This is a genomic window from Marinibactrum halimedae (assembly GCF_021234875.1).
Classification (GTDB): domain Bacteria; phylum Pseudomonadota; class Gammaproteobacteria; order Pseudomonadales; family Cellvibrionaceae; genus Marinibactrum; species Marinibactrum halimedae.
This window is the reverse complement of record NZ_JAJQVM010000027.1, coordinates 1-14,542: the sequence shown is the minus strand read 5'-3', so window position 1 is coordinate 14,542 and position 14,542 is coordinate 1. Positions and strand designations below refer to the sequence as shown.

10 protein-coding genes are annotated in these 14,542 nt (G+C 42.0%); 6 read left to right on the top strand and 4 right to left on the bottom strand.

All coding sequences use genetic code 11. The annotated features are described in order from the left end of the window. Window positions 1-216 precede the first annotated feature (216 nt). A complete protein-coding gene (locus tag LU351_RS15065; protein ID WP_232594915.1) occupies window positions 217-1,575 on the bottom strand; it encodes an alanine/glycine:cation symporter family protein in 1,359 nt (452 codons plus the stop codon). A gap of 269 nt (window positions 1,576-1,844) precedes the next feature. Between LU351_RS15065 and LU351_RS15060 the strand changes: the two genes are divergently transcribed. From LU351_RS15060 to LU351_RS15045, 4 genes are all read left to right on the top strand, one after another. Next, entirely contained in the window at window positions 1,845-2,567 is a 723-nt protein-coding gene (locus LU351_RS15060; protein ID WP_232594914.1) for a YebC/PmpR family DNA-binding transcriptional regulator, read from the top strand. A 33-nt stretch (window positions 2,568-2,600) separates the two neighbouring features. After that, entirely contained in the window at window positions 2,601-2,999 is a 399-nt protein-coding gene (locus tag LU351_RS15055; RefSeq protein ID WP_232594913.1) for a hypothetical protein, read from the top strand. Between the two features lie 227 nt (window positions 3,000-3,226). Then, window positions 3,227-5,182 carry a TonB-dependent receptor domain-containing protein gene (locus tag LU351_RS15050; protein WP_232594912.1) on the top strand — a complete coding sequence of 652 codons (1,956 nt, stop codon included), beginning with the start codon at window positions 3,227-3,229 and terminating at the stop codon, window positions 5,180-5,182. Window positions 5,183-5,602: 420 nt separating this feature from the next. Next, on the top strand, window positions 5,603-6,790 hold the full coding sequence (locus LU351_RS15045; RefSeq protein ID WP_232594911.1) for a hypothetical protein: 1,188 nt from the start codon (window positions 5,603-5,605) through the stop codon (window positions 6,788-6,790). Between the two features lie 181 nt (window positions 6,791-6,971). Here LU351_RS15045 and LU351_RS15040 read toward each other — a convergent pair whose 3' ends face one another. The 3 genes from LU351_RS15040 to LU351_RS15030 all read right to left on the bottom strand — a co-directional run bounded on the left by LU351_RS15040 (window position 6,972) and on the right by LU351_RS15030 (window position 10,755). Next, window positions 6,972-7,964 carry a DNA/RNA non-specific endonuclease gene (locus tag LU351_RS15040; protein ID WP_232594910.1) on the bottom strand — a complete coding sequence of 331 codons (993 nt, stop codon included), beginning with the start codon at window positions 7,962-7,964 and terminating at the stop codon, window positions 6,972-6,974. Between the two features lie 422 nt (window positions 7,965-8,386). Then, window positions 8,387-8,893, bottom strand: a complete 507-nt coding sequence (locus tag LU351_RS15035; RefSeq protein ID WP_232594909.1) for a pilus assembly FimT family protein — start codon at window positions 8,891-8,893, stop codon at window positions 8,387-8,389. Window positions 8,894-9,426: 533 nt separating this feature from the next. Continuing rightward, window positions 9,427-10,755, bottom strand: a complete 1,329-nt coding sequence (locus tag LU351_RS15030) for a glycoside hydrolase family 26 protein (protein ID WP_232594908.1) — start codon at window positions 10,753-10,755, stop codon at window positions 9,427-9,429. A gap of 1,176 nt (window positions 10,756-11,931) precedes the next feature. On the opposite strand from LU351_RS15030, the gene LU351_RS15025 reads away from it, so the two are divergent. Both LU351_RS15025 and LU351_RS15020 read left to right on the top strand, forming a co-directional pair. Continuing rightward, a complete protein-coding gene (locus LU351_RS15025; protein ID WP_232594907.1) occupies window positions 11,932-12,417 on the top strand; it encodes a CesT family type III secretion system chaperone in 486 nt (161 codons plus the stop codon). A gap of 55 nt (window positions 12,418-12,472) precedes the next feature. Next, window positions 12,473-14,365 carry a hypothetical protein gene (locus LU351_RS15020; RefSeq protein WP_232594906.1) on the top strand — a complete coding sequence of 631 codons (1,893 nt, stop codon included), beginning with the start codon at window positions 12,473-12,475 and terminating at the stop codon, window positions 14,363-14,365. Window positions 14,366-14,542: the final 177 nt, after the last annotated feature.

The window sequence follows — 14,542 nt, the reverse complement described above, 5'->3', positions numbered from 1 at the left end:
GATTAGCAATGTGAAAATAGGTTCCTGGCATTATGTGAGGTATGAGCACGGATGGAAAGGGAGGTGTTGCCATAGCTTACTGGCAACACATCAACAGGGGAGGGCAACCACAATAGACGGGTGAACCATTTTATGTAACGTGACTTTGTGTAAATGATGTAACGTAACTTAAGCTTATGTAATAAAAATGGTTACATCTTGTTCTAAGAGTGTGTTTTAGTATCGAGAAAAATAATCTTTTGCTGCTTCCATAACTTTGGGCGCTAAAATAAAGGAAGATAACATGGTAGGAATGGCCATCAACGCATACATTCCGCTCATTAAGGCCACCACCGCTTTGACTGACACCACTGCACCGGCAATCACTAAGCCCACATAAGCGTAACGGTACCACCCTACACGATCAGCCCCGACTAAATAGCTCAAGCATTTTGTTCCGTAATACCAAAATGTAAACATTGTGCTAATGCTGAAAAAGAATACGAGTACAATCAGTAAGTAAGGGCCGATGCTGCCCAGTGAGGTTTCAAAAGCCTTTGCCGTAAGGGTTACGCCGTCCGCACTGCCGGTTTCCCATACGCCGGTCATTAAGATGACCAATGCAGTACAAGTACAGACTACGATAGTATCGACGATGGGGCCAACCATGGCTACCAACCCTTCACGAATGGGTTCTTGTGTTTTGACGGCGCCGTGAGCAAGTGACTCCGTACCAATGCCAGCTTCGTTTGAAAAGGTGCCTTGGCGCACACCAATAATCATGGTGCCGAGTAACCCACCGGCAACGGCAGAACCTGAGAAAGCATCTTGGACGATCAACAAGAGCGTCGAGGGAATGGCGCTGGCATTAGAGATGAGCACCCAGCAAGTAATCAGTAAATAACCCACCACCATGATGGGTACGATGCGCTCAGCGGTCGCCGCGACACGTTTTACGCCACCGAAAATCACTACTGCCACCAAGGCGGCCACCAAACTGCCAAAGACAATATCAAAACCAAGGTGCGCCTCTGGGCCGGTCCAGCCTGCGGGTACGGCAATTACATCGCGAACAATTTGGGTAAGCTGGTTGATTTGAAACACGGGCAAGGTGCCGAACATGGCGGCCACACAAAAAAACATTGCCAATGGTTTCCAGCGCTTTCCCAATGCGGTTTCGATGACGTACATCGGGCCACCTTGTACTTTGCCCTGACTGTCTTTGCCTCGATACATCACCGACAAACTGGCGGTAAAAAACTTCGTTCCTACACCGACCAATGCGGTTGCCCACATCCAGAAAATCGCCCCTGGGCCACCGGCAGCAATGGCCACGGCAACCCCGGCAATATTACCTAGCCCCAGTGTTCCAGAGAGGGCGCTGGATAAGGCTTGAAAGTGGGAGATATCGCCTTGGTCATTGGGGTCGTTGTAATCACCCCGTAAAATTTTGAATGCGTGTCCGAAATACAAATAAGGTAATAGCCTAGAGTAGACAACGAAAAAAGCGCCACCAGCAAGAATCAACGCTAATAGTGGTGTACCCCAAATAAAATCTGAAAAAGCGACCAAGACGTCTTCAATTGTTTGTAACATAAATTATTGTGCTTCTATGATTGAGTGGTCGTAAACTAAGTACGTTCGAAAAGTAATAAAAGAGCCGAACCATAGAAGTCAAGGCACAATTAATCAAATAAAAGTCATGAATTGCTTATTCAAACCTCTAATTATTGATAGTAGCTAAATCGATTGTTTTCTCAGCAGCCGCTTATTCACAGGCCCAGAGTTGTGTACCAGCGGCTGATATTTTGAGTCAGAGGGAGTAGAATCCACGTTTTTCATCCGTTCGAAGGGTTGCTTAAAAAATGGGCAGAGCTTATCAAAACCGAAAAGAATCCATGGCCAAGACGGCCGATGCCAAAACCAAGGTCTACAGCAAATATGGCCGCGAAATCTATGTCACTGCAAAATCTGGTGGGGTAGACCCAGAAGGTAACTTAACCTTACGCAGCTTGATTGATCGTGCAAAAAAAGATCAAGTTCCGAGCCACGTTATTGAAAAAGCATTGGACAAAGCCAAAGGTGCGGGAGGAGAAAACTTCGACCCGGCTCGTTATGAAGGCTTTGGCCCAGGTAATTGCATGATCATTGTGGATTGTTTAACCGATAACCCTAACCGCACTTTTGGGGATGTCCGTACCTGTTTTAACAAAGCCAAGGCCAAGCTCGGGTCGCAGGGCAGCGTCAGCCACATGTTCGATCATTCCGCTATTTTTGTATTTAACGGTGATGATGAAGAACCCGCATTGGATGCGCTGATGGAAGCCGATGCCGAAGTGAGTGATATCGAATGCGAAGACGGTAAAATTTCGGTGTTTGTGCCTCACACGGAATATTTCAAAGCCAAAACGGCATTAACTGAGGCGTTGGGTGATATTGAATTTGATGTGGATGAAATTCAATTTGTTCCAACCACTACCACCGAAATTTCTGGCGACGATGTGGAAGTATTTGAACGATTCTTGGATATGCTAAATGACTTAGACGATGTTCAGCGTGTTTATCATAATGCGGAAATTGCCGGTTAGTTTTTAATTTTCATTTCAGGCAGGCTTCTTGGCTTGCCTTTTTATTTTCCATTCTTAGTAATTTCGTGTTCCAAAAAAATAAAGCTTTTATTGAATGGTTCTCGCTTAATTAGCTCAACGCACATTATGATTAACTTCAAATACCCCAAAGAAAAAGAAATTTCATTGCATTATGCAAATGCCTTTTCAGATCTTTTGGTGGAAAAAATTTTAAATGGCACTGATGTGTCAAATAGTGATGAGGCTTTACACTTATCTAAATTCTATTGGGAAATGGTGGATGCGTTAGTGGAAGATGCTTCAAAAAATAATTTGATATGTGGGGAGTTGAATCTTCAAGAGTGGAGTGAGTTAATTTTTAATTCTTTTAGGTCTTACATTCGAAATGCGGGTTTTTCCACTGAATGGGATAAGGCCTCTGATGAAAACTAAGTCAGCGTAAATTTCTACCCTATGTACTTCTTTCCAATAGAGCCTGTTGTCTTGTTTTTATTGGAAATTTATTCATATCTCCACAGTATCAGTCAAAGCGTATTATCCTCAGGTAGCATCCAGAGGTTTAATTGACTTGTGCCTTTTTGTGAATGATAATGATTATCATTTTTGGTGTTCGCCAAAGTCATAGAAATCTATACCAACTACTACAGGATTTACCAAGCATGATCCCTTATCGCGTTTTTAAACGACTGCCTTTGGCTTCATTGGCCTCTCTAATGGCGTTTTCTGCTGTGTCTATCGCAGAAACGAAGGATGCGTCATTAGAAGAAGTGGTCGTCACGGCGACTCGTACTGCTCAATCTGTGATGGAAGCGCCTGCATCGGTTTCAGTGATCTCTCAAGAGCAAATTGAGGCACTCTCAGCGGATACGCTCAATGATATTGTGTCTCAGTCGGTTGGGGTGGAGAGTACCAAGCAAGAGGGGCGAGCGGGTAGAGAGTTTATTAAGCTACGGGGGATGGATTCCGGTTTTACTTTGATTTTGCTCAATGGTCGTCGTATGAGTTCATCGAATGCTGTCATTCGAGGTAACGATTTTGACTACAACACCATTCCGACTTCCAGTATCGAAAGAATCGAAATTATTCGTGGGCCTATGTCCTCATTGTATGGTTCCGAGGCGTTAGGTGGTGTGATCAATATCATCACCAAGAAAGCAGACAATGATTGGGCGGGTACCGTTAACACCAATGTTTCTTCACCTGAAGAGGATGGCGGTGAGCATTATCAGTTGGGGATGAATACCGCTGGTGCGTTGGTGGAGGACGAACTGTTCTTAAATCTTTCTCTTAATGTCAGTAATCGTGATGCTTGGCAGCCATTTGAAGAAAACGATGAGTCTGGGAGAGACCGTTCGGATGTGACAGGCTTAGAAAACCGAGACAGTTACAGCTTATTGAGCAGTTTGAGTTGGCAGATTAATGACCAACATAGCTTGGCTCTGGATATGGCCCACAGTAACGATGAGCGTAGTGGTATTTTCGAAACCGTAAGCAGGTCATCACCTTTTGAAGCAACGGTAGAGAGAAACAGCGTCTCGATTACCCATAATGGGAAATGGGATTTATTGGACAGCCAGGTACGCTTCAGCGTCGAGACAGTGGACGTAGAAGAAGGTATTCGCCGTGTGGCGGAAATTACAGAAGAAAACCAAATTCTTGATGCCGTATTTACTAATGCGTGGGGGCCGCATCGTATTACCTATGGTGGAGAAGTGCGTTCCACTGAACTAGACAGTGAACGCGATCTTCTTGAAACGGGTAAGGCTTCGGTAGATCAAAGCGCCGTATTTATTCAGGATGAGTGGTCATTGGCCGATGGTTTGACGCTTACCGTTGGTGGCAGAATGGATAACCATGAAGAATTTGGCTCTCATGTGAGTCCAAGAGTGTATTTGGTTAACCGACTGAATGATCAATGGGTGATTAAAGGTGGTTTAGGCCGAGCTTTTAGAGCACCCTCTTTATTACGCTTAAATGAAGAATATCGCCTGAGTTCTTGTAGGGGTTCGTGTTACGTTATTGGTAATCCAGATCTCTCACCGGAAACCAGCGATAACTATGAATTCAGTACGCTTTATCAATCTGAATATTGGAGTGGGGAGCTAACCTTCTTTTTGAATGATGTTGACGATCTAATTCAACGTGATAGGAATACCGTATTGGGCGAGCAAGAAGGGCGAGATGTTTTTACTTATCAAAATATTGCGTCAGCCAAAATTGAAGGGATTGAGTTTGCAGTAAAAGGTAACCTCACGGATCGATTGCATATCAATACCACCTACACCTATCTGGATGCCAAAGATGAGGCCACTGGTAATACGTTATTAGAACGGCCTGAGCACAGTTTTATGACAAGGGTGGCTTTGACGTTCAGCCAGTCATTAAACAGCTTTGTGCAATACAATTACACCGGTGAACAAGCTATTAGAAATAATGATATTTTAGATGCCTTCAGCACCATTGATATTGGTTTGAATTCTGAATGGTCGGATTCAGTTCGTTTACGTGTGGGTATTCGGAATCTCACTAATAAAGAGTTGGATCGTGATGCTAGCTTAAATGGCTATAATGAAGCGCCGAGATCAGGGTATGTTGGCGTGAGTGTTGATTTTTAATTTGTGTCTATTAATGGCATTTTTTTGATACGTAATCTTTTCTATCGTCTACAGGGGTTGTTTGTAAAATAAACAACCTCTTTCATACTCTTTCACTTCTTCTAATCTGAAATCAGTCCCCCAGCATAACGAAATTTTGTATACATTTTGGTTCTAGATTTTCGCTAATTAATGCCATTTTTGTAGTGGTCTTTTTATTGGGCTTGTGGGCTATTTTTTGTTCTCTATGAATGCTGTTTTTAGGTCGCATTTTGAGTGTGATAGACCACTCAGGATTGGCATTTTCTATCAGATGACGACTGATTTATAAAAGTGCATTTGTTGTAATGTATGCACTCACCTTTCAAGTAGTGAGTCCTCTTTTAAACCTATTTCGCCAAAATAGGCCTTTTAAAGGCCATTTTACAGAGTACTAAAATAATGAAAGCAAAACTCAAATTATTAGCGTTGGCAGCTAGTATGACGTTACCAGGGCTGAGTGTCGCTCAGGATGTTATGAATACCCTTCAATGTGTGGACCTTAATCCATGCTATGAAGAAAGCACTTATACTCAAACCATGATGGAGCAGGGCACAGAGCGTCCACTCGAAATGTTCTTCAGGAATGAAGAAGATGGCATTGCTCTAGGTGTGACTTTCTCGGAAGCACTGGGTTTGGGGCAGGCATTATTGAATGAAACGCCTTTTACACTTCGTCGTGGTGGTCATCCCGAACGTGACCCTCGCTCATTTTCTTATCGACCATTATCAAGTTACCGCACCGTAGAAATGTTCCAGGTGAATGACACTCTGTATGTTGGAATTTATAAACCAACGAATGAAGTTGTTATTCGTCGAGACAACGGTGAAGGACAAGAGCCTACTCGTGTTTTCACCAACTTCGAAGGTTTAATTAGCTCGGTTCAACAAGGGTATGCCAAATTTTCTCAAGAAAAAATTAAAGGCGGCAACTTCGGCAAAAACCATTCGGTTACCGATACCATCACCCGTGCAGTTTTCCAGTCGGTTTTTGTTAGCTCCTTTGGTCCGTCTTTTTCAGCGAGTGGTGAATACTTTAAAGAAGAAAACGTACAATACACCGCTTACAGAGCGTACGCGGATCGTGAAGGTGAAGAACGCCGTGATTTTTGTCATTCACGTACAACTCGTGTAAACGGTGGAAGTGGTGGTTATACGCATACTTCTTTGAGAACCAGTAATTGTACTCCTGAGCATGAGGATGTGAATGTTGATCCGCATGTACACTCTGAGCGTGAAGAGTGGGGTGTTACTGTAAATGGTGCGACGTCTGTTCGACGTGGCTTAACCATTCGCGTGAATGGCGAAGACACAATTTCCCGTACTGGCAGCGATTCTGACTACCGTGATTGGCGTTTCTCTGACCTTGAATTAAACAACTATCGTGGTGTTCCTGATCAAGGTGCAAATCCGAACTCAGGCAATGCCGTAGACGATATGATTTCAACGGTATTGGGTTCGGTCACCTCTCCAACGCCAACGGAGGAAGAGTCAACGGATCAGCCAGAAGCGGAAACCCCTCAAGCCGGACCACGTCCACAACTAGAGAGAATGTTCTCCTGGTTTAGAAGTATGATGGCGAGATTCTGATAGAAATTTTTCTATCCTAGAAGCTTACTAATGAATGCGTTAAATACTCAGCAATAAAATTTAGTGCAACGTTAGGAAAGTAAAGGGAGCAATACATTTTGTATTGCTCCCTTTTTTATTTCCCACATTTCTCTCGATAAAAATGTTTTTAATAAGCAGATTGATTTTTGTCTCGCTTGTATTAATTCTGGAAAGACATAGTTACAAAATTAGTTTGTCCAAATTCATCCAAAAATTCATTTCGGCAAAATTGAGAGTTAGAGCGACGATAAATTCGGTAGCTGACTGAGCGTGGTCTTAGAGAGTTGCCGGAGTAATAAAAGCGAATGTTAGCTCTAACGGTACAATTGTCATCAACGTAAGCGGCAATACGTTGTTCCCAGCGGTTGTATGGCCCACGGTTGGTGCTGGGGTCTTGTGGGAAAATTTGAGTCCTACTGGGCGAAGTAACTAAACCAGAGCCGCCTAAATTTCTAGCGATAATATGCCCACAATCACCAGAACCAAAAGAACGTGTGAATTCTCGAGAAAGGTTAGTACAACTTGATCCGCTGCCGATGTCTCTAGACGTAATCGTACCGCCGGTTTCACGTACTCTCCCGAAAAAATTACCTCTAAACTCAATACCAACTCTAGAGTCTCTGCTAACACTTGCGGTGACAGCGGCGTTGAGCCAATCGTTCGAGTTGAATTGTGCTTCTTGAGCTAAACGTTCGGAAAGTTGAGCAAGAATAAATCCAGCTTCATCCAGTGCATCTTCTTGAGTGTATACGTCTTTCTTGAAGAAGACATCTGAAAAATGCTGTGTTTCCGCTGTTTCGCTGTAGCTGGTTGCCGTTTCTAGAGTACTGGTTGTGATGTAATGAATACCTGTAACACTATTCACATTAAAGTGAACATCCGACTCACCAGTTTCGGTATTGCACACGGCCTTGGCATGAGAGGGAATGCCTGTGTCGATAGAGGGCAAGTTTGCAGTGTAAATCTTAAAACTATCGCAGCCATAGAGTGTATTGAGTGCATAGTCTTCTGGAATTGCCATGGTCAGGCCAGAGAAAATAAGCGCCTTTTTTTGATCGCTATTGGGCTTTGCTACTTCTGTGCTTTCTGATGCAAAAGACAGAGAGGTGGCTAAGCTGAAGGCTAAAAGAATTGAATATTGTATTAATTTCATGGTGTCCTCTTTGTTAGTTTTTGTTTAAGGATATTGTGTATGCGATTTTTATACCTTTAAATTTCTACTTAAGAAAAATATGGAAATCAATTGCGTGTTTGCCTCAAAAAAACCGGGCGAGCGAACGGTAGAAGTTTGCCGTTGCAATTTGATGAAGATTTTTTTAAACAAGCTGCTGTGTTGAGATGTTTAAAGAATTTGCAAGAAGACTTTAATGAAAAAGATTTTTTTTGTGGCTCTAGTATTGTATTTGTTTTTCGTAGGATGAATTAGATGACTCTGTTTTTTAACATGAGTTGAGAGATGATATTTAGTGTGAAAGAAAAGAATGTGGCAGGTGGAGTGGTATGTCGAAAAATAAGATTGGGCTCTTGGCGAAAGCAGAAAACTTTAAAGAGCCCGAAAAGTAAAGAGGTGTCTTTTTAACAGCCGTTGCTATTGGGAATGAACACTCGGAAAGGGGTGTTGGGCAGTTCTTGATAGTAAATTAGGTAACAGGCGCTGGCGACCATTTGAGCTTGTGTAGGCACGGTATTATACAAGCCTGAAGGAGAAATCATCAGCTCATCATTTCTTCTTACGTAGACAAAACTTCGGGATAAGTCCGCTGCCCAGTCGGCATTCAAGGCAATACCAATACCGCTTGCAGTGGGCGCTGGAGCGCCGTATTCAAGATCAATCGTTTGTCCGTTGATTTCAATGGAAGAAAAGGGAGCGTCTGAGGTACTTTCAAGAATCGATTTTGACTTTATAATGGAAGCGGCTGAAGACACATTACCTCGTAATGCTTCAAGGGTTGCTACTCTTGCCTCTGATGACAAGTCGGCAAATCTTGGAATCGCAAAAGCGGCGAGAATACCTAATATCACAATCACGGCGGTCAGCTCGATTAACGTAAAGCCTACTTGGTTGTTGGATAGTTTGCCCATGGTTGTATCCTTTTCTACAAAATGGCCGCAATGGCGCATATTACTAATATCATCATCGATTACTTGCAGCCTGAAAGCCATAGCCTTAATCGAGTCTCAAAATACTTGCAAGTATAGATAGTTGCAAATGAAAGACAATTTAAAACGAAAAAATTAGAAGTCTACGTTAATTTTACTCCATAAATGTGGCTTTCCTAGTTTTTGATGTACGACAGCTTTTTTAGATTTTTTATAATTCAAAGCCAATATGGCTTCATTGTTCAGATAGGCGATTCAATCTTCAGGTGTGCTATGTATTTTAATCTTAGGGCTTATCCCGAATCATATTAGACATTCGTATATATTAGTTTTTTCTAAAATAACGCTGTCTCAGTATTGAATGCTGATTGGCATGAATATTAAAGTGTTTGTGATGGTGATAGAGAGAAGGAAATTGATACAGAAAAGAAAAATCTGCTATTAGGGTAATTGAATAGAAATTGACAGTTTTTTAATTATGCCAGTGGTTCAACACCACTGGCATTTAAGGTGAATTAGATTGGGCAGTTTGATGAAGCGGCTTGTGCTTCATCGGCAAAACATTGATTACACGATTGTGAAAATATCGGATGACTGCTCGTACAATTATTTGGCGTTGGCGTTGGCGTTGGCGTTGGCGTTGGCGTTGGCGTTGGCGTTGGCGTTGGCGTTGGCGTTGGCGTTGGCGTTGGCGTTGGCGTTGACGAATCTAATGTTTGAAATAAATTAGAAGACGCGTGTAGCCAGTTATTAGAATTAATTTCAGCTACCCAATTATCGCGAATTAAATTTCTTTGTTGTACTCGGGTATCCCCCCAATAACCATTTCCACCACGGTTGTTATCAATATCGCTTTGCGTGCGATCATCAGGGTTGTAAGGCTGGCCCCACAGTCTTTGACTATCCCAGTCGGCATTAATATAGGCGACTGCTTTAATGACATCACTATTGGATTCGATGAAGTTAAAATACGGTCTAAACCATTCTCTCCATAAACGATTAGCGCGAATAGACGTTCTGGTGTTCGCGGCGACTTCCGATGAATAGGTTAATTCATCTAAGTCATAGCGTTGAGGTGCAGACTCAGCAATCATTAAAGGCATATTTTTAGAGCGAGAAAAGTTTACTACTTCATTAATGGCAGAGTTAGGAGTAGCGCAATCATCCGGGCGGAAATAAGACAAGGCTACCCAGTCGACATATTGATCGCCTGGCCACCAGGCATCTAAAGCTTTATCGGTGTAACGTTGAATTCTGCCATTTTGCAAAGCGTTACAATAACTTGAGCTTTGCCATACCATAACAATATTATCCGCATTGGCTGCCTGTTTACGATTGTAGAAATTAATCCAGGCGCGTTTGAACTCTTCGGAATCATAGCGGTTCCAGTTTCCGTCAAACTCATAGCCCCATCGTAGATAAACCGGGCGATTCCAGCTTTTGAGCACGCGGATTAATTCGTCCATGTCATTATTGAGGCTACCATTGTTGATATCACCCAATTGGTCCACTAAGTAAACCCCAATAGCTAAAGTACTGTTTGGGTAGCGCTGGCGTAAGGTATCCATATTGTTAAGACCGGCGCCGTTATCGACGTTGCTGGTTAGGCCTGTTAGGCCAGCTAGGCTGATATAACCGGTGACGCCACCGGGAGTATTACCAATAGCGCCGACATAATTAGAAATACTATCGACGTCTTGGCCCACGATAAAAAGCTGTTTACCTTCTGGTGGAACATAAGGCCCTTCTACAGCAGCGAATGATGAAGCTGCCCCCATAAGACCTAAAGACCCACTAATGGCTATGTTGCTGATGATTGAACTAAGTTTTTTGGATTTTATCATTATTATTACCTTCTCTATAAAGGGGGTGTATAACGCAAAATGATGCTGAATTCTTCTGTTTAGTTTTAAATAGGTGTTCTATGAACAGCTTGAAGACAACATGATTGGTGCTCGTTTTATTATTTTGTTGATCCTACTTTGGGTATTTGTAATTATTTATAAGTAAACGATTACAATTTTTTGTTTTTTATAATAAAAATGCTATATGGCTATAGATTAAGCCAGCACAGGTTTTATTCTCGCTTTTCGAAGTTATTTAATGTTCTGTGTATTTCACATTCTAGATGTTGATCATTTATTATTTTTATTTGTATGACAAAATTCTACTTGACGAAAAAATTATTTATGGTGTGCTAGTTTGATGAGCTATGTTTTTTATCATTAAAAATGATTTTCACGCCATTATGCTGGCAACAATATAAGTTTGATGAAAGAAGTTCAACTCTTTGAGAGCAATTTTTTGTAGAAAGTAACAGAGTATTGTCCTCTACAGAGGGGCGCGGGTTTCAATTAGAAGAAACACGATTGAGCTGTGAAAAAAGGCTCTCACGATTACTGGCCGTGATGGCGTTACCGTTGTGTTGGTGTTACGACACGGGTGTGTGGCGTAATGAGAAAAACCGATCAAGCTATTAAAGCATGGAAGACCTGAGATTAGTTTGTTCCGGTATGGTCTTTCCTATTTACGGAATGCCCTAGTTCAACCGAAGAGCCACTTAAAATCCGTGACGTCTTTGATGAAAAAATCTGTCCCCAAGGGGTGAAATACCACTGGGTTGTTCATTTATTCTCAGCGGAGGTTGAATATTGATCGAATAATTGTCCCCCTACAGAGCTTCAAATAATCAAATAAAAACCTTTCCAAATCTATGAGTTGGGCTCTCAAGCCCAACTACCATCAAGTTAGATAATCATTCCCTCTCATGTACGAAGTTATCACTCTTTTCTATATCAATCCCTTACAAGTCATGAGACTTTAATGAGCTAATTTTTAAAAAATTGACAATCTTTTTATCCTTTTTCGGTCTTAATAGGTAAGACAATTATCTATTAGTCATACAGGGGTCAACTTGAGCCTCGTTCGCTTCAGTAAAGACTTTAATCTTGAACCAGCAAGTGATAGATAGCACACAGACTACTAACACTTTTACAAACCATACGGAAATAGGAGTCACTATGAATTGTGCCTACGAACAAATTCAGTTTTGGTTGTTGGAGTTAAGTTCCGACAGTGCCAACCCTTTAACCTTGGATAAAGATGGCAACGGTTACCTTGCTGATAAGGAAGCAGGAGTCAAAATTATGCTTTCTGCTCCAAGAAACTCTGACTATTTTTCAGTCAATATTGATCTTATACAAGTCATGGAAAAAGACAAGCAACAAGCTTTTGAGAAAGCGCTCACCTTGAATTTATACCAGTATGGTACATTAGGAGCTTCCATTGCTTTTGATCCGAAAGGTGAAATTCTCGTGTTGAGTTACCTTAGAGAGATAGGGCATACACAATTCCTGGATTTTCAAAATATCTTGACCAACTTGGTGGATCTCAGCAAGCAATTAAAGCTTCAACTCTTCGATATTAATCAACGTATTGCCAATTACGGGAAGAAGCACCAAAACAGCCCCAGCGTTATTCACAGCTCAAACTTTATCAGAGCGTAGCGCACACTCATTTTTCCTTAACAGTGTTTAGCGTAATTAAAGGAGCAAAGCTAACATGTCAGGCACAGCTGGAGCAGTAACGACTGCAACCCAATCTTCATATGTAACACAGATAAATAAAACGCGCCAAGACATAAAAAATCACTTGGAGCCAGAAACTCGAGCCAGAGCTTATACGCCGACGCCTAATCAACTGCAAAGTGTGGTGGAGCCCACCAGTAGAGACTTGAAGCTGGGAGCCACAATAATGGATTGTGAAATGCATGCTAGAGCAGAGTTAAATAGCAAAGATCCAGGTGAAAGGCTTACGAGTGCCGAGTATGGGCAACTTAAAACCTTAATTGAAAACGTTGCATCTATTGGAAAAGCGAGATCAAAATCTTTTGATTCACTCAAACAAAAAGAAGTGGATATAGCTTTTAACAGTCTAATTAATCAAGCCATGAATGACAGCATGAAATCGGCTTCCCAACAAGCCCATCAGCTGAGATTGCTAGAGAGATTGATCGATTTTGTTGAACAAAACCCTTTGAACCAAGATAGTTGGGACCGTGATAATCACTATAGACACTACATAAGAAATGATCATAGAAATCCTAAGAAAGTTGGAAAAGAATTTTCTTCTCCTGCTGCTGCCTTGGAGAAAGTCTGCTCGCGCGTCAGTGAAGATCTCAAACAACAACAAAAACTTACTCCAGAAACAGCAAGGGACATTGGCGCATTACTCACCGCTGTTGCCAAAGAGTATAAAGATACTACGCACAAAAGCATCAAGACGCACAATACCACTGTCAGCCAAATTGCAAGACTCAATACGGAAATTCAACAGCTCAAAGCCGCTGATGAGAACAATCCAAGTATAAAGACAAAAGAAAACGAAATAGAAGAGCTCAAAAATAGTGGTGAACTGATTAATGGCAGTGAGGAGATAATAGTCATTGGGTCTAAAGTGGAAGGTTGGGATAAGTATCGCGGCGACGGAAAAATGCAGGCGCTCAACATTCTCTCTCGCTATGTGTTTGGTATTACCTTAAACAAAGCGAAGCACGCACAGCTTGCCGAAACGCCTAGGGCTACGCCAGAAACTGAGGGGGGTGTCGTTCCTACTAAGGAGCGCTTTGCGACTTCTCGTTTTGGTCCCTCCATGACAGTTTGGAATACTACCTTATTTTTGGAAACCATGTTGGGCGCCTCTCTAACAGAGCAAAAGGTCTATGCGGCAACTCAAGCCACAGATTGGGCAATGGCAAAAGACTCTAAATACAATGGGCCATCGAAGGGTGCTCATACCCCAATTGAAGCTATGATGACCTTTGCGGAAGCTCATGGAGCAGACCATAAAACCGCACACGCTAAAGAAACTTTAGTACGTTTAATTTTAGAAAGTAATCCCTCTGTGGAAGATGGAAACATTGAGTTTGATCGCCCGAGTGCTGAAAACACTAGACAGGCTAGCTTGATTGATCAAATAAGTTCGCGTGGAAAGGTGCTCTTTCTTGGCATAAAAGTACGAGAGGCTGAAGTTAATTTGATTGAGAAAGGGAAAGCGTTGCCAGAGATAGAGTCAAAGCAAGCAGCAATTAAAAAATTAAAAGAAGCGTATGAACAAGCTGAAGCCGATGTAAGAAAGGCCGAAGAGAAATTCAAGGATAATTTTGCTTTTATAAATAATCGTAAGGCCATTGCAGACAAAAAACACAAGGAGTTTAAAGCCGCTGACACTGAGTCTGAAGAATTATCGAATCAACACAAAGAAGCACTCAAAGCGCTAAAGGTCGCAAATGAAGATTTAGAAAGAGCACAAAAAGCCAGAGAGCTAGCAGTAATAGAATATGAAAATAGTTATGAAACAACAATGGTAATGGCGGAAGAAGTTATACCTGCCGTTGAAAATGGAGAGGTTGAAGAAGTGGGTGAAACAGGGCCGCTTAAGGAAGGAAATATTTAACTGTTAAATAGTGAGCAGCGATAAATCCGGAGGTTGTTCAAAATTCTGTGGGTAGTGTTCAAATTTCTGTGTCATTTCTTTCATAAACTGGTTGTAACCAGAGGAGATGACACATGTCCAAATCAGACCTTCCTTTCGATCTCGAAGACGCTATTGCCCATATCAAAGCCGGAAAGC